The 17,099-nt window shown below is 70.7% G+C and carries 17 protein-coding genes; 9 read left to right on the top strand and 8 right to left on the bottom strand.

The genetic code is table 11. The features are described from left to right. Positions 1 to 20: 20 nt before the first annotated feature. Positions 21 to 464 (bottom strand): DoxX family protein, encoded by a 444-nt coding sequence (locus WMF11_RS30680; protein ID WP_437973243.1) that lies wholly within the window; start codon positions 462 to 464, stop codon positions 21 to 23. Positions 465 to 636: 172 nt separating this feature from the next. Here WMF11_RS30680 and WMF11_RS30675 point away from each other — a divergent pair, with 172 nt between their 5' ends. After that, on the top strand, positions 637 to 1,575 hold the full coding sequence (locus tag WMF11_RS30675; protein ID WP_437973242.1) for a LysR family transcriptional regulator: 939 nt from the start codon (positions 637 to 639) through the stop codon (positions 1,573 to 1,575). A gap of 159 nt (positions 1,576 to 1,734) precedes the next feature. Here the strand turns inward: WMF11_RS30675 and WMF11_RS30670 are convergent, their stop codons facing one another. Then, a complete protein-coding gene (locus WMF11_RS30670; protein WP_437973241.1) occupies positions 1,735 to 3,621 on the bottom strand; it encodes a vWA domain-containing protein in 1,887 nt (628 codons plus the stop codon). 320 nt (positions 3,622 to 3,941) lie between these two features. On the opposite strand from WMF11_RS30670, the gene WMF11_RS30665 reads away from it, so the two are divergent. From WMF11_RS30665 to WMF11_RS30645, 5 genes are all read left to right on the top strand, one after another. Then, entirely contained in the window at positions 3,942 to 5,132 is a 1,191-nt protein-coding gene (locus WMF11_RS30665; RefSeq protein WP_437973240.1) for a hypothetical protein, read from the top strand. 83 nt (positions 5,133 to 5,215) lie between these two features. Then, positions 5,216 to 6,913, top strand: a complete 1,698-nt coding sequence (locus tag WMF11_RS30660; RefSeq protein WP_437973239.1) for a DUF1592 domain-containing protein — start codon at positions 5,216 to 5,218, stop codon at positions 6,911 to 6,913. Between the two features lie 170 nt (positions 6,914 to 7,083). After that, complete coding sequence (locus tag WMF11_RS30655) at positions 7,084 to 8,796, top strand: DUF1592 domain-containing protein (protein ID WP_437973238.1); 1,713 nt, start codon at positions 7,084 to 7,086, stop codon at positions 8,794 to 8,796. Between the two features lie 148 nt (positions 8,797 to 8,944). Further along, the gene (locus WMF11_RS30650) at positions 8,945 to 10,417 is read left to right on the top strand and encodes a protein adenylyltransferase SelO (RefSeq protein ID WP_437973237.1); all 1,473 of its coding nucleotides are present in this window, start codon (positions 8,945 to 8,947) and stop codon (positions 10,415 to 10,417) included. A 317-nt stretch (positions 10,418 to 10,734) separates the two neighbouring features. After that, complete coding sequence (locus tag WMF11_RS30645; RefSeq protein ID WP_437973236.1) at positions 10,735 to 11,664, top strand: YkgJ family cysteine cluster protein; 930 nt, start codon at positions 10,735 to 10,737, stop codon at positions 11,662 to 11,664. A 113-nt stretch (positions 11,665 to 11,777) separates the two neighbouring features. On the opposite strand, the gene WMF11_RS30640 is transcribed toward WMF11_RS30645, so the two are convergent. Then, positions 11,778 to 13,019 carry a hypothetical protein gene (locus WMF11_RS30640; protein WP_437973235.1) on the bottom strand — a complete coding sequence of 414 codons (1,242 nt, stop codon included), beginning with the start codon at positions 13,017 to 13,019 and terminating at the stop codon, positions 11,778 to 11,780. Positions 13,020 to 13,444: 425 nt separating this feature from the next. On the opposite strand from WMF11_RS30640, the gene WMF11_RS30635 reads away from it, so the two are divergent. Both WMF11_RS30635 and WMF11_RS30630 read left to right on the top strand, forming a co-directional pair. Continuing rightward, positions 13,445 to 14,290, top strand: coding sequence for a helix-turn-helix domain-containing protein (locus WMF11_RS30635; protein WP_437973234.1), 846 nt, complete (start codon positions 13,445 to 13,447; stop codon positions 14,288 to 14,290). A gap of 210 nt (positions 14,291 to 14,500) precedes the next feature. After that, the gene (locus WMF11_RS30630; RefSeq protein WP_437973233.1) at positions 14,501 to 14,854 is read left to right on the top strand and encodes a DUF1428 domain-containing protein; all 354 of its coding nucleotides are present in this window, start codon (positions 14,501 to 14,503) and stop codon (positions 14,852 to 14,854) included. A gap of 30 nt (positions 14,855 to 14,884) precedes the next feature. Here the strand turns inward: WMF11_RS30630 and WMF11_RS30625 are convergent, their stop codons facing one another. The 4 genes from WMF11_RS30625 to WMF11_RS30610 form a co-directional block, all read right to left on the bottom strand. Beyond that, positions 14,885 to 15,418, bottom strand: coding sequence for a hypothetical protein (locus WMF11_RS30625; RefSeq protein ID WP_437973232.1), 534 nt, complete (start codon positions 15,416 to 15,418; stop codon positions 14,885 to 14,887). After that, the gene (locus WMF11_RS30620) at positions 15,415 to 15,786 is read right to left on the bottom strand and encodes a hypothetical protein (RefSeq protein ID WP_437973231.1); all 372 of its coding nucleotides are present in this window, start codon (positions 15,784 to 15,786) and stop codon (positions 15,415 to 15,417) included. The genes WMF11_RS30625 and WMF11_RS30620 overlap by 4 nt, the downstream gene beginning before the upstream one ends. Before the next feature lie 68 nt (positions 15,787 to 15,854). After that, the gene (locus tag WMF11_RS30615) at positions 15,855 to 16,010 is read right to left on the bottom strand and encodes a helix-turn-helix domain-containing protein (protein WP_437979359.1); all 156 of its coding nucleotides are present in this window, start codon (positions 16,008 to 16,010) and stop codon (positions 15,855 to 15,857) included. Between the two features lie 2 nt (positions 16,011 to 16,012). After that, entirely contained in the window at positions 16,013 to 16,441 is a 429-nt protein-coding gene (locus WMF11_RS30610) for a hypothetical protein (RefSeq protein ID WP_437973230.1), read from the bottom strand. Here WMF11_RS30610 and WMF11_RS30605 point away from each other — a divergent pair. After that, entirely contained in the window at positions 16,440 to 16,760 is a 321-nt protein-coding gene (locus tag WMF11_RS30605) for a hypothetical protein (RefSeq protein ID WP_437973229.1), read from the top strand. The two genes, WMF11_RS30610 and WMF11_RS30605, sit on opposite strands and share 2 nt — an antisense overlap. On the opposite strand, the gene WMF11_RS30600 is transcribed toward WMF11_RS30605, so the two are convergent. Next, complete coding sequence (locus WMF11_RS30600) at positions 16,745 to 17,092, bottom strand: hypothetical protein (RefSeq protein WP_437973228.1); 348 nt, start codon at positions 17,090 to 17,092, stop codon at positions 16,745 to 16,747. The genes WMF11_RS30605 and WMF11_RS30600 overlap by 16 nt on opposite strands. Between the last annotated feature and the right edge of the window lie 7 nt (positions 17,093 to 17,099).

Raw genomic sequence — 17,099 nt, 5'->3', positions numbered from 1 at the left:
GGTCGGCGCGGACGTGCCGCTCAAGCCGCGCTCTCGACAGGCCGGAGCTTGCTCTGCTCCGCGCCGGCGCTCGCGTCGACGCGCGCGGCGAGCATCGGGCGGAACGCGGCGCGGTACGCGAAGGCGAGGTAGAGCTCGAGGGCGAGGACGAGCCCTGTGACCGGGTTCGCCGGCGCGAGGAACGTGTGGAAGGCGACGATGTTCACGACGACGGGCGCGAGGAGCGCGAGCGCGAGGGGCACGTAGCGGTTCGAGAGCAACAGCGCGCCTGCGACGACCTCGGTCCCCTTGATGAGCGGGAACATGTACCCCGTCGCCGCGAGCGCGCCCGCGAAGCTGGCCGCGGCCTCCGGGGCCGGGGGCTGCGGCAGGAACTGCAGGAAGCCGTTGAGCCCGAACACGAAGAACAGGAGCCCTTGCAGGATGCGGGCGGCGGTGGGGGCGAAACGCTTGACGTTGTTCATGGTGAGCCTCGCTGAGGTGTGGCGGGCTCTCCCGATCGGAGCGCCCGTGCCTTTCCTAATGCGCCCTCGCGGCGCCCGGTGCTATCGTGCAACGGCTCAACTCAACGTTGCGCTGGCGCAACCTGGCGAGAGCCCCCCGACCGGCGCCGTTTACCCCTCGTGAGGTCCTACCATGCCCAGCCCCCGCGCGGCAGCGCGAGCGCGCCCTGCCCGGGCGCCCCAGCTCGATGAGATCGCCGCGTTCGCCCGGGTGGCGGAGCTGGGCTCGTTCACCGCCGCGGCGGAGCAGCTCGGGGTCCCGAAGTCGACGGTGAGCCGGGCGGTGACGCGGCTCGAGGACGGCCTCCAGGTGCGTCTCCTCCAGCGGTCGCCGCGCGCCGTGGCGCTGACCGAGGCGGGCCGTCGCTTCTTCGGCGACGTGGCGCCGCACATCGCCGGTCTCCGCGACGCGGCGCAGGCGCTGGACGCCTATCAAGGGCAGCCCCAGGGCACGATACGGCTGAGCGCTCCCCCGGATGGTGGGGAGTCTTTCCTCGGAGAGATGCTCGTCGAGTTCGGGGCGCGTTACCCGCTGCTGTCGCTCGAGGTCGACATGTCCACGCGCCGGGTGGACCTCTTGCGCGAGGGCTTCGACGTGGCGCTCCGGGCGACGCCCGAGCTCCCGGACTCCTCGCTTGTCGTGCGCAAGCTGCTCGACTCCTACGTGCAGCTCTTCGCTGCGCCGGCGTACCTCGCGCGCCGCGGCCTGCCCCGCGCGTTCGACGAGCTCGTCGACCACGAGCGGGTGGTGTTCCTCCCCAATGCCCGGCGCGGACAGCAGCCCGTCGACGGCCCCCGCGCGGTGCGCGACGCGATGGCGACCGGGCGCATCGCGACCGACGATTTCCAGCTCATCCGCTCGGTGCTCCGGGCGGGGGGCGGTATCGGGCCGCTCCCGCGCGTCCTCGCCGCGCCCGAGCTGGCGAGCGGCCGCCTCGTCCACGTGCTGCCGGAGTGGTCGCAGCGCGCAGGGACGCTGTACCTCGTCTATCCGAGCGCGCGGCACGTGCCGCGGAACGTGGCGGTGTTCCGCGACTTCGTCGTTGCCTGGGTGAAGCGGCTCGCCTGTTAGAGCGGCGGTCACCCGCTTCGGATACGGGCCCACCTCGACGTTTTCGGTGCTCAGCGCACAGGAGTGCGCTTCCGCGCCGAAAACGCCGATCTGGACCCGTCTCCTGTGCGGGTGACCGCCGCTCTGCGACGTTCGTACTGGGCTCGGCTGAGAACCGCTTTATGGCTGGTTGTCGATCATCTTCTGGAGGGTCGCGGCGATCTCGAGGAGATCGGCGTCCGCGCCGGTCGTGTTCGCGGCGAGGACGGTCTCCCGGGCGGCCGAGAGCGCGCTGGCGCGTTCGAAGGGGCCGAGCTCGGCGAGCTGCTTGAGGGCCTCGGCATACGCGATGATCGCCGCCGCCTTCGTGAGGTTGCCGTCGTCGATGCCGAGCCCTCCGAGCGTGGTTTGCTGCACGGCCTCCTTCGCCTCACCGGTCGTCGCGTCGCGCCAGGTGACGCGGACCCGATACGGGTCGCTCGCGCTCGGCAGCGACGGGTCGCACGGGCGGAGGATCTGATACAGCATCATCGAGTCGCTCGGGGCGAGGTGCTGCGTGCGCACCTTGGCCGGATCAGGCGAGTACTCCTCTCCATAGAACTTCTGGATGCCGAAGTACGGGGGCAGCGTGAGCTCGATCCTCACGTCGCGCGCGGCGACGAGGACCGTCTCGGCGAACCGGTCGACGAAGACGCGCCGCGCCTCGTCGGCGCTGTCGAGATAGACATACGCGCCGCGGCCGGCGTCGGTGACCACGTCCATGAGCGTGTCGTTCACGCCGTCGCCGACGCCGACGCCGACGAGGTAGATGCCCTCTCCGTCCGCGTCCTCGGCGTTCGCTCCGATGATCTGCTCCTCGGTCACCCCGGCGTTGGCCTGTCCATCGCTGATCAGCACGACGCGGTTGATGCCGCCCGCGGCCCTGTGCGCGTTGGCGAGCGCGTACCCCGCGGCGAGGCCGCTGTTCAGGTCGGTGCCTCCGTCGGCCTCGATCGCGCTCGCGACCTCGAGCAGGACGGGGTCGTCGGGGCCCGAGACGACGTGGCCCTCGAGCACGGGGCTCTGCCCCGTATTCCACGTGACCGCGTTCACGACGTCGCCCTCGATGAGCGTCGACGCGATGGCCCGGACAGCAGCCCGCTCGAGCTCGATCGGCTCTCCCGACATCGATCCCGACGTGTCGAGCACGAGCGTGATCGTCATGGGCTCGCGCGCGGCGGGCGCCCGGCTCGACTGCACAGCGATCTGGAGCGCCAGATCGCCCGTGAGAACGCAGGATCCGAGCTGCGATACGATCGAGAGCTCTCCCGGCTCGGCCGGGGCGAACGAGTACCGGTAGTAATTCAGGAACTCGTGTGTGCGGATGACATAGGGGTCGATCAGCGGCGCGCCGCGCTCGATCTGGCGGCGGACGATGACCGGAGACGCCATCGAGTTGGAGTCGTCGGACGAGAGGTACAGCGTGAGCGGCGTGGAGAGGTTGACCCCCGCGCACGAGCCGCCGCTGGCCTGCGGCGCGAGCCGGGGCCCGGCGTCCCGCGAGCTGCCGGCCCCGCTGCCCGTCGTCGTGCTGCCGCCGCCGCCGGCCGAGCCGCTGCTGCCGCCGGCCGAGCCGCTGCTGCCGCCGGCCGAGCCGCTGCCGCCGCCGGCCGAGCCGCTGCCGCCGCCCTCGTCGCCGCACCCGCCGGTGCCGTCGCCGCCACCGCCGCCGGCCCCGCCTTCGGCGCATCCGCCCCCGGAGCCGCCGCTGCCGTCCCCGGAACCCCCGCTGCCCGCTCCGCCCACAGGCGGCTCACCCGGCGGCTCGGTGTTGGGGTCCGCGGAGCCGCCGCTCGAGCTCGATCCCACGCCCGCGCTCGCGCCCGTGCCCGTGCCCGCGCCCACGCCCGCCACCGGGTCGCGGCCGGAGCCGTCCCCCTCGCGGGTCGCGCCGCCGCCGCAGATCGCCGCCGGCGCCTCGCCTAGCTGGAGCGGCTCGTGCGGCGGCGCGTCGCTCGACGACGAGCAGGCGATCGACAACGAGACGGGGATGATGAGCGCGAGCGCTGTACGCTGAAACTGTGCCATGAACACCTCCACGGGCCGTGCGCTCTCGCACGGGCGGTGCCAGGGAAATCATCAATCATTCCGCCGATAGATGCCTCGTTTGCGCCAGGGTGTTCGGCTCATGTTGGCCTGAATCGATTCGCGGTGTGCCAATGTGCGATGGGACGTGTCCGTGGCGCGCCGGCGATGGGGATGCGCCGAGCGCCCTCGCGGCTCTGGGCCACGCGGAGGGGCGAAATGGCCCGGGATCGAGCCCGAGATGCGCACGGCGATGACCGCAATGCCGCCGCGGACGATGGCTCGGTGTACCCTCCCGCGCCGTGCGTGCGTTCGAGAGTGCCGTGCTCCACCCGCGCTGGCTCGCAGCTGTCGTCGTGCTCGCCGGCGCCCTGACCGGGGGTGACGCCTGGGCGGAGATCCAGCGCCTGCGCATCGCGTACGAGGCGCACGACGGCTGTCCCGACGCCGCGGCGTTCCTGCGCGAGGTGACCGCGCGCACGGACCTCGCCCGCGCCGCCGCGGCGGACGAAGCGGCGCTCGACGTGCGGGTGCGCATCACCTCGAGCGCGGACAGGAGCCGCGGCCGGATCACGCTCGGCAAAGGCGAGGACGCGCGCGTCCGCGAGGTCGACGGCTCGACGTGCGGCGAGGTCGTCGCGGCCCTGGCGCTCATCACGGCCCTCCGGGTCGACCCCACCGCGTCTCTCGATCCGCAACCGCCGGCCGTCGGGCCGCGCTCGTCCGAGGCTCCGGAGGCTGGCGGAGCTCGGGATGCCGGCGTGGCGCCAGCGCCGGCCGTGGATCCCGTCGCGGCCCCGCCGCCCGCCGCGGATCCCGCCGCAGCGCCGGGCGCGGGGACCTCGCCGCAGCTGCCCGCGCCGCCGCCCGCCGCCTCGCCGGCCCCATCGGCGCCGGCCGTGCGCCCCGCGACCGCGCCGATCCGCCCGCCGCCGCCGGTCGCGGGGGCCTCGCACCCTCCGCGGCCGCGACGGCCGCCCGTGGAGCAGCGCCCGTGGACGCTCGGCGTCCAGGGGAGCGCGGCCTCCGGGGTCGCCCCCGAGGCGCTGCTCGGCGGGGGGCCCTTCGTCGAGCTGCGCCCCGATCTGGGCCTCGGCGCGGCGTTCCGCGTCGCCGCCGAGGTGGCCGCCACCGGCGCGGTCGACGCGGGGCCGGGCGGCGCTCGCTTCGTGCGCGGGATCGGTCGGGTCGACGCCTGCGCGGACCTCTTCCGCCCGGCACGCCGGCTCTCGCTCGGGCCCTGCGTGGGCGCGGAGGGCGGCTTCCTTCACGGCACCGGGCTGGTCGGCAAGGCGATCTCCGACGTGGACGAGGGCACCGTCCCCTGGGCCAGCCTCGGGCTCCTCGCGCGCGTGACCGCCTCGCTCGGGGCCCTCGTGCGGATCGACGCGCAAGGTGGACCGGAATTTCCGCTGGTGCGGCGATCGTTCATGTTCGAGCAGCCCGCGCAGCTCATCCACGAGGTGCCCGCGGTCACGTGGACGCTCCGCGTCGGCGCCGGCCTCTCGCTCTGATCACCGGCCGCAGGGAGCTACGCGCGACGAAATTGTGATCCCGGGGGAGAGCCTCGGAGATTGCTACGGCGGGAGGCTTCGTCATGAGACCTTTGAAAGCCGTACCTTCACTCGGCTTCTTCTCGGTGCTCTCGCTCATCGTCGCTGGGTGCGAGATCACGATCGTGGGTGACGACACCGGCGGTAGCGGTGGAGACGGCGGCGGCGGCGTTGGCCACGGCACCACGGTCAGCGTCGGGGAGGGCCCAGGCAGCGGTGGGGGGGATCCCTGTTTCCCCGGCGTCCCGGCGACGTCCCAGATCCCGCGCCTGCTCAACCGGGAGTACGACGCGGCGGTGCGGGATTTGCTCGGCGTGACGGCGCTGGCGAGCGCCGGCAACGTCCGGCCGTCGACGCTGCTCGCCCCCGACTTCGAGGGGGACATGACGGGTGTCGCATGGAACGCCTATCTCGCGGTCGCCGAGCAGATCGCCGCCGAGGTGATCGCCGGGCCGAACAGGTCCAGGTTCGTCAGCTGCGATCCGGCAACGTCCGGGTGCTTCGAAGAGACGATCATCGACTTCGGTCGCAAGGCCTTCCGCCGTCCTCTGCTCGAAGAAGAGGTGCAGAGCTTCCTTCGGCTCACCGCGGTGGAGCCCCAGGGCACGCCCGACGAGATCGCCGAGGCCATCCTCTTCACCTTCCTCGCCTCGCCCTCGTTCATCCTGCGCCCCGAGCTGGCGGAGGAGCCGGAGGGAAGCGCCCTCAAGCTCTCCAGCTACGAAGTGGCGGCGAGGCTCTCGTTCCTGCTCTGGGACTCCGTTCCAGATGACATCCTGAACGCCGCGGCCGACGCTGGCCAGCTCGCCACCCGGGAGCAGATCCTGGCGCAGGCGCAGCGGATGATCCGGATCCGCGAGAAGACGGCGCCGGTCGTGGTCGCCTTCCATCGTGATTATGCGGAGATTCGTCCGATCTCGCACTGGCGAATCCACGATCACGACACGACCCTGTACCCCGACTATTCCCCGGACGCGGTCGCTCCCATGATGGCGGAGATCGACGCCCTCTTCGAGGAGGTGGCGTTCGAAGGGGGGTCCTTCGAGGACCTCTTCCTGAGCAACGTCGCTTTCGTCAACGAGGACACCGCGGCGCTCTATGGGCTCGATCCAGCGAATTATGGCGCGGAGCTGACGCGGGTGGAGCTCGACCCGGCCGAGCGGCCTGGGTTCTTGACCCGCGTCGGGTTCTTGAGCTCGTACTCGTCTTACGCCGCCACGAGCCCGATCCTCCGGGGCGCGTTCATCTCGCGGCTGCTCGGGATCAGCCTGGTGCCCCCGCCTGTCGCGGAGCCGGTGCCCCCTCCGGGCGAATACACAACGCAACGCCAGCGCGTCGAGGCGCTGACCTCCCCGGCGGTGTGCGCCGGGTGCCACGTCCCTTACATCAATCCGCCAGGCTTCGTGCTCGAGAGGTACAACGCCGTCGGCCAGGTGCAGACCACCGATCCGCTCGGCGGTCCCATCGATGGAACCGCCGACGTCCACTTCGGCATGGACATCACCGAGACGATCGAGACACCGCTCGAGCTGATGAACGAGCTCGCCGTCGCCCGGGCGGCCAAGCACCACTATGCCGAGCGGTGGGTCACCTTCGCCACCGGGCGGCAGCCGAACCCGAACGACGTCTGCGACGTCGATGAGCTCGACGCCAAGCTATCTGCCGACGGTTACACGATTCTCGACCTGCTCGCCGATCTTACCCAGACAGATTCGTTCCGTCTGCGCGTCCGCGGAAACTGAGGAGGGAATACGCCAGGAACCAGGAAGACGCGCCTGACCCGGCGCTCCTTCGAAGCGCGCCCGAGCAGGCCCCACGCTGGCCGCATCGGCGCGGGCGCCGGGTCGACGTGCGCGACGAAATTGTGATCGCGGGGAAGCCCCCCGGGAATTGTACGCCGGGAGGCTTTGTCATGAGGCTCTGGCGCGCCGTATCCTCGCTCTGCTGCTTCGCGGCGCTCTCGCTCGTCGCCTCTGGGTGCGGGATCACGATCCTGGGCAAGGGCACCGACCGCGACGATCAGAGCGGCGGCGGCAGCGGCACCGCGGCCGGCGTCGGGGAGGGATCCGGCGTAGGAGGGGGATCCGGCGTAGGAGGGGGGGACTCCTGCTTGCCCAGCATCCCGGTGACGTCCCAGATCCCGCGCCTGCTCAACCGGCAATACGACGCGGTGGTGCGGGATCTGCTCGGCGTGACGGCGCTGGAGCGCGCCGGCAATCTCCCGCCATCTGCGCTCCTCGTCCCCGACTTCGAGGGCGACATGACAGAGCCCGCATGGAGCGGCTATCTCGCGGCCGCCGAACACATCGCCGCCGAGGTGATGGGCGGGCCGAACAAGCCCAGGTTCCTCGCCTGCGATCCGGCGGCGTCCAGGTGCCTGGAAGAGACGATTGTCGCCTTTGGTCGCAAGGCTTTCCGCCGTCCTCTGCTCGAAGAAGAGGTGCAGAGCTTCCTGCGGCTCACCGCCGTGGAGCCCCAGGGCACGCCCGAAGAGATCGCCGAGGCCATCCTCCTCACCTTCCTCGCTTCGCCCTCGTTCATCATGCGCCCTGAGCTGGCGCAGGAGCCCGAAGGAAGCGCGATCAATCTCTCCAGCCACGAGGTGGCGACGAGGCTCTCGGTCCTGCTGTGGGATTCCATTCCAGATGACATCCTGGACGCCGCGGCCGACGCTGGCCAGCTCGCCACCAGGGAGCAGATCCTGGCGCAGGCGCAGCGGATGATCCAGGTCCGCGAAAAGACGGCGCCCGTCGTGACCCGGTTCCATCGTGCTTATGCGGACATTCGCCCGGGTTCTCGCTGGGGGGCGGCCGACCACGACACGACCCGCTTCTCCGACTACTCCCCGGACGCAGTGGCTCCGATGATGGCAGAGATGGACGCCCTCTTCGAGGAGGTGGCGTTCGAGGGCGGGTCGTTCAAGGACCTCTTCCTGAGCAACGTCGGTTACGTCAATCAGGACACCGCTCCGCTCTATGGGCTCGATGCGGCGGATTACGGCCCAGATCTGACGCGGGTGGAGCTCGATCCGAACGAGCGGCCGGGGTTCTTGACCCGCGTCGGGTTCTTGAGCTCCTACGCGCGTTACGACGCGACGAACCCGATCCTTCGGGGCGCGTTCGTCGCCAACAGGCTGCTCGGGATCGACCTGGCCCCCGTGCCCGCCGCGAGCGAGACGCCGCGGCCTCCGGGGCCGTTCTCCACGGAGCGTGAGGCCGTCGAGGCGCTGACCTCCCGCGCGGGGTGCGCCGGATGCCACGGCACGTACATCAACCCGCCGGGCTTCGTGCTCGAGAGGTACGACGCCGTCGGCAAGGTGCAGACCGTCGATCCGCTCGGCGGCGCCATCGACGGGACCGCTGACGTCACCTTTGGCGCCGACAACGTCAAGACGATCACGTCACCCATCGAGCTGATGAACGAGCTCGCCGCTGATCCGGCCGCCATGCGCCATTATGCCGAGCGGTGGGTCGCCTTTGCCACGGGACGGGAGCCAGACGGGAGCGACAGGTGTGACGTTGACGGGCTCAGCGTCAGCCTGCTTGTCGACGGCTATACCCTCCTCGATCTGCTCGCCGATCTCACCCAGACCGACTCTTTCCGCCTGCGCGTCGCCGGGAATTGAGGAGGGAATGCGACAGGACGAGGAGCCTGTTCGCTCGCCCTCGCGCGAACGGCTCGGCGTCGCTCGCTCCCGCGGCGCCGTGGCGCGGCCCGGCGGCGGGCTCTTCCGGCGGCTTGAGCGGCGGCACCTCCGCGCGTAAGGTTCGCCGATGAAGCTCCCGTTCGACAACACTTACGCCCGCCTTCCCGACCGCTTCCACGCGCGCGTCTCCCCCGCGCGGGTCCGCGCGCCGCGCGTCGTGAAGGTGAACCGCGCGCTCGCGGAGGTGCTCGGGCTCGACGCGGAGCAGCTCGCCTCGCCGGAGGGGGCGGAGGTGCTCGCGGGCAACACGCTGGCCGAGGGCGCGGAGCCGATCGCGCTCGCGTACGCGGGGCACCAGTTCGGCAGCTTCGTCAACCAGCTCGGGGACGGGCGGGCCATCCTGCTCGGCGAGGTCGTGGGCAGGGACGGCAAGCGGCGCGATCTCCAGCTCAAGGGCGCGGGGAGGACGCCGTTCTCGCGGGGCGGAGACGGGCGCGCGGCGCTCGGGCCGGTGCTGCGCGAGTACGTCGTGAGCGAGGCCATGGCGGCGCTCGGCGTGCCGACGACGCGCGCGCTGGCCGCGGTGACGACGGGCGAGCCGGTCTATCGCGAGGAGGTGCTCCCCGGCGCGGTGCTCACGCGCGTGGCCGCGAGCCACATCCGCGTGGGCACGTTCCAGTTCTTCGCCGTGCGGGACGACCGTGAGGCGCTGGCCACGCTCGCTTCGTATGCGCTCTCCCGGCATTACCCCGAGGCGGTGGGCAGCGGCAACGACGCGCTGGCGCTGCTCGAGCGCGTCGTCGACGCGCAGGCGTCCCTTGTCGCGCGCTGGCTCGGCGTCGGCTTCGTGCATGGCGTGATGAACACCGACAACACGTCGATCTCCGGGGAGACCATCGATTACGGGCCGTGCGCGTTCCTCGACGAGTATGATCCCGCGAAGAAGTTCAGCTCGATCGATCGGGGCGGCCGGTACGCCTTCGGGAACCAGCCGCGCATCGCGCAGTGGAACATGGCGCGGCTCGCCGAGGCGCTCCTGCCGCTCCTGGCCGAGGGCGAGGAGGAGGCCGTCCGTCTGGCGACCGAGCGCGTTGAGCGCTTCTCCGCGCTCTTCGTCGAGGCCCACGCGCGCGTCCTGCGGGCCAAGCTGGGGCTCGCGCGCGAGGAGGAGGCAGATCTCGCGCTCGCCGCGGATCTGCTGGAGCGGCTCGCGTCGAACGGCGTCGATTACACGGTCTTCTTTCGCCGGCTGTGCGCTTCAGCGGCCGATCCAGCGGCCGACGCGCAGGTGGCCTCCCTGTTCGCCGAGCCCGGCGCCTTCCGCGACTGGGCCGAGTCGTGGCGCCGGCGGCTCGCCCGGGAGGAGATCACGCCCGAGGCGCGCGCGAGCGCGATGCGGCTCGTCAATCCGGCGTTCATCCCGCGCAATCACCGGATCGAGGCGCTCATCCAGGCGGCCGTTCTGCGTGACGACTTCGAGCCGTTCGAGACGCTGGTGCGGGTGCTCGAGCGACCGTACGACGATCAGCCGGAGAGCGCGCACCTGAGCGAGCCCCCGCAGCTGGACGAGCGAGTGCAATACACGTTCTGCGGGACCTGATTACCCTTCAAGGGTGCAGCATCGCAGCAAATCGATCCTGGTGGTGGGGTACTTTGCCCGAAGGTGAGGTCATTTGAACGCCAAGACGCCATAAGACGCCACAAGACGCCACAAGACGCCAAGAAAAATACAAAAATTTGGCGTCTTGTGGCGCCTCATGGCGTCTTGTGGCGTCCTCTCGGTTCCTTCTTCCCGGCACGGTGGGAGAGTTCGCCCCCAACCAGACGAGGAGAGGTCTGGCGGACGGTTCGACGGGGTGATAAACTACCGTTTCTTCAAGCGCTCGGGCGGCAACCACCCTCCAGGAACCGGCCACCATGAGTCAGAGGAAAGGCAAGCCGCGCCCCGCGTCAGGAAAGAAGGCCCGGCGAGACGCCCGCAAGGACGGCGCGGGTCGCGTGCATCTCACGGTCCTTCGCGACCCCGCGAGCGGGCATGAGCGCGTGGCGCTCAGGACCCCGGTGTTCCGCGAGGCGTGGCAGAACGACATCGCGGCGGCCGCGGCCAACACGGCGTATTCCGCCCTGCGCGGGGAGCCGAGCGTGGATGGCGCGGTCGAGCTGGCGCGGGACGCGATGGCGGCCACGTCGCGGCTCGCTGCGGGGCTCCTGGCGCGCGCGCCCGACGGCGCGGTGGCGTGCAGGGCGGGCTGCGATCACTGCTGTCATCAATCGGTCGGCGTCACTCCGCCGGAGGCGCTCGCGATCGCCGACCACCTGAGGTCGACCCTGTCCGACGCGGAGCTCGCGCGCGTGGCTCAGCACGTGTCCGGGTGCCACGACAGGACGCGGAGCCTGCCGTCGGCAGAGCGGTTTTCGCCGGACCACCCTTGCCCCTTCCTGCGGTCGGGGCGGTGCTCGATCTACGAGGTTCGACCGCTCTCCTGTCGAGGCATGAACTCGCTCGACGCGGGCGAGTGCGCGACCAGGCTGCGGGACCCCGAGGCGCGCGCCGCGTTCCTGGCGCGCGGCGTGGGGGGCCGCTCGTTCATGGAGCCCATTCGCGGCGTCCACGCCATCAGCGCCGGCCTGCAGCTCAGCCTCTCCGAGCTCTTCCGCCTCGATATGCGCCCCCTGGAGCTGACGGCGGCGATGCACCTGCTCCTGAACGGGCCGGACTCGCTCGCCGACGCCTGGATCCGCGGGGAGCGGCCGTTCGAGTCGGCGCGCAGCGCCGACAAGGCGACGGATCCCGGCCTGGGCGAGCTCATCGCAGCGGTGGGTCTCGCGCCCGGCCGGGAGTCGTGAACGCCCCGCCTCAGGCCTTGAGCTCGGTCAGCTCGCCCGGCTTGGTGATGCAGGCCTGAGCGTCCCTGCTGTCGAGCTTTCCAAACCGGCCCGCGTGGGAGAGGGCCTTCCGCTCAGAGGAGCTTCATGTACGCGACCATGTCCGCCTCTTCCTGGGCGGTCAGGGTCGTGCGCCCCCCGAGGGGGGGGGCCAGGATCGGGGCGGCCTCGAACACCAGCTTGTAGTGGTGAACGACGTCCTCCAGCGTAGGGGCCGAGTTGTCGTGGAAATAGGGCGCCGTCTCGTTGATGCCCCAGAGGGAGGTGGTCTTGCCGTCCCCCAGGCCGTCCAGGCTGCCGAGGACCAGGGCGTAGGCCGGATCGGCGGCGAGCATCGAGAGGACGCCGTTCTCGAGCCTCGGCTGATAGACGGCGATGATCGGGAAGTACGTGTCTGGATCGGAGCAGAGCAAGCTGCTCCCGTCCGAAGGGCAGACCATATTGTAGCGACGCATCGGGTTCGGCGTCGGCCGCGTCTCGGTGGTGCCGAGGACCTCTCCCGAGAACCCGGTCAGCACGCCCGTGATCCTGAGGAACGGTCCGAGGACGAACTGGTCGCTCGCCGTGTTCAGCATGGGCCCGCTGTGGCACTGGCCGCAGAGTTGGTTCGGGAGAAAGTGCTTGCGCCCGCGCTTCTCGGAAGCCGTGCGGCCACGAGGCAGCTCGGGCTCGGGCCCGCCGTGCGCGTAGCGGCGCAGCTCCCGCGAGCTGAACAGCGTCCTCTCGTAGTCGGCGATCTTCTCGAGCTGCCGCCGCGTGGGCGTGACCGTCGGCTCGAAGTGCGAAAGGATCGCGTTCGCGGCCTGCGTCTCGAGGTCGGGCTCACGGGTATCGAACGTGATGAGCGGATCGAGCGCAGGCGAGTTCTTGACGGAGGGGACGCCTCGGAAGACGGTCACGCTCGTGGCCGCGGGGTCGTCGTCGAGCCAGATGTTCGGCGGCAGCGGGAACTCGAAGCGGATCGTGGCCTCGTTGAGGAGCCGCGTGTAGCTGTCGCCGACGCCATCGTCGCTGTCGATCGGGCGGAAGAGCGGATCGTTCGGGTTGGCCGCGTACCGCGCCTGCACGTCCGCCGGGGAGATCGTGCCGGTCTCCTCGCTGTGGCAGGTCACGCAGCGGCGCCCGTTGCCGCCGAAGGTCGCTCTCTCGAAGAGCTGCTCGCCGCTCTGGACCCGGTGCGCCTGGGCGGCGACCGCGACGAGCTCGCCTGTGCCCCACTCCTCCTCCCCCGCGCAACCCGCGGCCCCCAGCAGCGGGATAAGGAGGAAGAGACAGGCCATGAACATGCCTTGATGGGAATTGAACATGTGATTCATAAACCCTCCCTGATAATGAGCTTTACAGGGGAGCGTCGCCCGGAGCGAACACGGTGTCGTGATCGCGCCGGGCGAGGACGCGCGCCCGAACGGGGCGCGCAGCCATCATGTTGGATCTAGAACACGGTGATTCGGGCGTCCGCGCGAGGTTGCGGCGCGCCGCGAAGAGGACCCCCGGGTGACCTCGCAAGTGTCCAGAGGAAACGAATCGGTCCCCAGCTGTCAAGGGAGCTCAGCCGTACTCTCCGTGCTCGACCCGTTCGCCATGGTGTGCGTGTCCGTGGGGTTCGGGTCGCCGGTGCGCGCCGGGTGCCGCCGCTGTGTGACACCGCGTCGCCTGCCGGACCGAGGGAGCCTCGAGCGCCTGGCCAGGCCGGCGTCCAAGATCCTGCCCCATCAACGCGTGTTACCCTGCGACGGTGGTCATGGAGTCGCAGCTTACAATCGACGCCCTCGAGACCGGCGTGGTCCACGTACATGCCTGCCGCGCGTCGGAGGTCCGCCCGATGCGGCGCGCCGCCGTGCACACCTATTCGGTCCTCGCCTTTCACCTCGGCGGCCGGATGCGGGTGGAGCACCGCGGCGAGCTGGAGCTGACGGCTGGCCAGGTCCACCTCATCCCGGCCGGCGATGCCCACCGGTGGCTCACGGCGAGCAAGGTGGATATGCGCGGCGTGGCCTTCTGTCGCTCGTGCCTCCCCCAGGATCGTTTTCAGGAGCTGCTCGCGCCGCTCGAACGCGTCCGGCGCGGGGCTTTCCCGGTCGTCGAGCTGCCGACCAGCAGGCAGCCCCACGTGCTCGGTCTGCTCGAGGAGCTCGAGCGCGAGCTGTCACGATCCTCGGGCATGCTGCCCGTCGTGGCCGAGAGCCTGCTCGGGCTCCTGCTCGCCGAGATCGCGCGCGCCGCCCCGCGCGACGCGGCTCCTCCCGAGGCCCCCTCGATCGTCGCCGAGGCGCTCGCCGTGATCGAGGCGCGCTGTCTGGGACCGCTGACCCTCGGTGAGGTCGCCCGCGCTGTGCACCGGTCTCCCGCCCATGTCACGACCGCGGTGAAGCGGTCGACGGGCCGCTCCGTGGTGGCGTGGATCCTCGAAGGCCGCCTCGCCGAGGCGCGGCGCCGCCTGCGCGACACGGATGAGCTCGTCGAGATCATCGCCGAGCGGGTCGGTTATGCCGACGCCAGCCAGTTCAGCCGCCTCTTCCGCCGCCGCCACGGCGTGGCCCCGGCCGCGTGGCGCGCCCGCGAGCGCGCGCTGCCTCGCCCTGGGTGATCGTCCGGCAGGCCTGTCGCGCTGAGCTCGCTTTCAAGCTGGATCACGCGCCGTGAGCCCTCGGGCGTGGCCGCCAGGTGGCCTTGCAGCGAAGTTGCCTTCGTCGATCGCCTTGAGGCATCACCCCGACCCCCGAGCTGGTCGGCGCGCCGCCGCGCGGGTCGCGGCGGCGGTCTGTTTGGCACGGGGCCGAACGAGAGGAGAACAACGATGAGCTACGTCGACGGTTTCGTTGTGCCCGTGCCCGCGGGCAAGAAGCAGGCTTATCGCGATCTGGCCGAGAAGGCCGCGGCGGTGTTCAAGGAGCACGGGGCGATCCGCGTCGTCGAGTGCTGGGGTGACGACGTGCCCGACGGCAAGATCACCGACTTCAAGGGCGCGGTGAAGGCGGAGGAAGGCGAGGTCGTCGTCTTCTCGTGGATCGTCTGGCCCTCGAAGGAGGTGCGGGACGAGGGCAACAAGAAGGTGATGGAGGACCCGCGCATGCAGATGAACAACGAGGACTCACCCTTCGACGGAAAGCGGATGATCTACGGCGGGTTCGACGTCCTCGTCGACGTCTGAACGGCAGGCCGCGGTCCTCGAGCCCCGCGGTCAGGCGGGCCCCGCGCCGGTCACGGCGATGACCTCATCCCAGAGGTCAACGTGGTGGACGAGGCTCACGGCAAAGTGCTCCTCGTCCAGCTCCACGAGGATGGGGTCGGACTCGTCCCAGCTCGCTCCGGCGAGGACGGCGGCCACGCAGCCGGCAGCGAGCTCCTTGCGGCCTGCATCCTTTAGCGCAGAGACGCTGGCGCGAGCCCAGCCGGTCCGGGCATCGAGCAGCAGAGCGACAGTCGCGGACGGGAACGCGCGCTCGAGATGGGGGAGCGCTCGAGGGGCGGCTGACGGATCACCGAAAGGGGTGGCGATCAGGACGAAGAACTCCGAGGTACGGGGGGCGCCCTCGAGCGCGGCGCTGTAGCGAAAGAACTGAGGGCTGTGCTCGACGCCAGGGACCGGCAGCATGACGAAGCGGCCCGCCGTGACCTCACCCGCCCCAGGATGTCCGGGCGGAACGAGGAACCCGTCCTCGACAGGCTTCACCTGGGCCGACACGGCGTGCTGGCGCGCCGCGCGCGCCGTCATCCGGGGCCCCGCAGCGCCTCGACGAGCGCCTCGGCAAGCGCGCGCACAGGGAGCGAGGGCGACCGCTCGCCGAGCAACTCGAGCACGTCCTCGTCGTCCTCGCCGCACGAGAGCTGCACGGCCGCGACAACGGCCCCGTCGCGCTCGACCGCCAGGTCGAAGATCCCCTCCTCGTCGCTCACCGGCGCGCCGAGCAGCGCCGACAGCCGGCGGCCCAGGAGCTCGGCCAGCGGCTCGTCGCCGTCGAGGCTCGCCTCGTCGGGCTCGATGGTGGCCTGGACCGCGCGCGTCGGCGCCCCGCTCACCTCGGCGCCCTCGCGATCGAGCCGGAAACGAAGGCCACGTGCCTCGAAGAACCCCGTCGTCATGGGCTCGATCAAGGCATGCCGCGGATGCGCCGGCAAGCGGGTCGGGTATCGGGCGATGGCGAACGGCCTTACGCCCGACGTCCACGCGCATACGCGCGTGGCGACTCGCCCATCGTCCTCTTGAACGCGGCGCTGAACGCGCTCTCCGACCCGTAGCCGACGGCGCCCGCGATCTCGAAGACCGAAGCGCTGGAATGAAGTAGCCGCTCGCCTGCGATGAGCATTCTCACCAGACCGGCTTTCCTGTCCGCTTGAGCGACCGGAGGAAGCGCAGCCGATCGGCCTCGGGCGGCAGCGGATCCGAGCCCTGGGCTTCGACGATGAGGAAGCAGGTCATGTCCTCGAAATCCACCGTCCGCTGGTGTGCCGCCGGCGGTGTCCCTTTCACCTCGATCCTGTCACCGCCGGGCGCGCGCCTCTCCGGCCCGAGCGTTCCATCTCGCCGCGCCATGCAGCTCGCGCTGAAGGCGAGCCGTCCAGGCGTCTTTCCGCCGACCGTGTGCGTGCGCAGCTCCACGTCGTCGGTTGCCCCGGCGCGCGTTCGAAAGTCGTTGAACGGGAGCGGCAGCTCCACGGAGAAGGCGCCTTCCGTCGATCGGGCGAGGTGCCACCCATCTCCGAGCGGCTCGGTGGCCTGGACTCTGTGCATCACCATGAAGATGCCTGCGCCGATTTCACGCTCCTCGCCCGGGCCGATGCCCGCCAGTCGCTCGGCCACCTCGGCCTTCGAGGGCGCGGCCTGGCCAGCGACCAGTGGAGCGTGCGAGTTTGCCGGTGCGCTCGTGCCGCTTTCGGGGGCCGCCGCGCTCGCGGTTGAGATCTCGTTCGATTGCGTGGGTGCTCTCTGGCACCCGCAGAGCGCCGCGAACAGCATCAGAGGTAACCGCCGCCTTCTTTCAAGCGCGCTCTTCATGGAGAAGCACCTCGTGTCGCGGGCTTTCTGGGGACGTCGCGACCCCTACTCGTCCGGCTGATGCTCGAGGCCGAGCTCGGCCGCGAGCCCGTAGAAGCGCTCCGCCTCCTCTCGGTTGCCAAGCAGCTCATGGGAGCGGCCGAGGTTCACATACAACGAAGGGTAGAAGCTCTGGACACGTTCGTCGTCGACCTTCCTTGCGCGAAGGAGCGCCTCTCGATTCCACGACATCGCCTCCTCGGGCGTGTCCTGAAACCGTGCGACGTAGTGCGCCGCCACGCAGGCGTCGTAGTCGTCCTTGCAGACAGCCCACGCCCGACGATAGAGCTCCCGGGCATCCTCTTTCCTGCCCTCGAACTCCGCCCGGGTGCCCTCCGCACAGAGTCGAATCACGGGATTG

Source organism: Sorangium sp. So ce295, assembly GCF_051527405.1.
Lineage (GTDB): Bacteria > Myxococcota_A > Polyangia > Polyangiales > Polyangiaceae > Sorangium > Sorangium cellulosum_B.
Note: the sequence above shows the minus strand (reverse complement) of the source record. Positions and strands in the feature narration are given on the sequence as shown.

Bases quoted from the DNA above. Each gene is read 5' to 3' on its own strand.
- WMF11_RS30610 (WP_437973230.1), bottom strand. From the start codon at position 16,441: ATGGTGATGCACAGAGTCCAGGCCACCGAGCCGCTCGGAGATGGGTGG.
- WMF11_RS30650 (WP_437973237.1), top strand. From the start codon at position 8,945: ATGAAGCTCCCGTTCGACAACACTTACGCCCGCCTTCCCGACCGCTTC.
- WMF11_RS30635 (WP_437973234.1), top strand. From the start codon at position 13,445: ATGGAGTCGCAGCTTACAATCGACGCCCTCGAGACCGGCGTGGTCCAC.
- WMF11_RS30620 (WP_437973231.1), bottom strand. From the start codon at position 15,786: ATGACGACGGGGTTCTTCGAGGCACGTGGCCTTCGTTTCCGGCTCGAT.
- WMF11_RS30615 (WP_437979359.1), bottom strand. From the start codon at position 16,010: ATGCTCATCGCAGGCGAGCGGCTACTTCATTCCAGCGCTTCGGTCTTC.
- WMF11_RS30645 (WP_437973236.1), top strand. From the start codon at position 10,735: ATGAGTCAGAGGAAAGGCAAGCCGCGCCCCGCGTCAGGAAAGAAGGCC.
- WMF11_RS30670 (WP_437973241.1), bottom strand. From the start codon at position 3,621: ATGGCACAGTTTCAGCGTACAGCGCTCGCGCTCATCATCCCCGTCTCG.
- WMF11_RS30660 (WP_437973239.1), top strand. From the start codon at position 5,216: ATGAGACCTTTGAAAGCCGTACCTTCACTCGGCTTCTTCTCGGTGCTC.
- WMF11_RS30630 (WP_437973233.1), top strand. From the start codon at position 14,501: ATGAGCTACGTCGACGGTTTCGTTGTGCCCGTGCCCGCGGGCAAGAAG.
- WMF11_RS30640 (WP_437973235.1), bottom strand. From the start codon at position 13,019: ATGAATCACATGTTCAATTCCCATCAAGGCATGTTCATGGCCTGTCTC.
- WMF11_RS30655 (WP_437973238.1), top strand. From the start codon at position 7,084: ATGAGGCTCTGGCGCGCCGTATCCTCGCTCTGCTGCTTCGCGGCGCTC.
- WMF11_RS30625 (WP_437973232.1), bottom strand. From the start codon at position 15,418: ATGACGGCGCGCGCGGCGCGCCAGCACGCCGTGTCGGCCCAGGTGAAG.
- WMF11_RS30680 (WP_437973243.1), bottom strand. From the start codon at position 464: ATGAACAACGTCAAGCGTTTCGCCCCCACCGCCGCCCGCATCCTGCAA.
- WMF11_RS30675 (WP_437973242.1), top strand. From the start codon at position 637: ATGCCCAGCCCCCGCGCGGCAGCGCGAGCGCGCCCTGCCCGGGCGCCC.
- WMF11_RS30605 (WP_437973229.1), top strand. From the start codon at position 16,440: ATGAAGATGCCTGCGCCGATTTCACGCTCCTCGCCCGGGCCGATGCCC.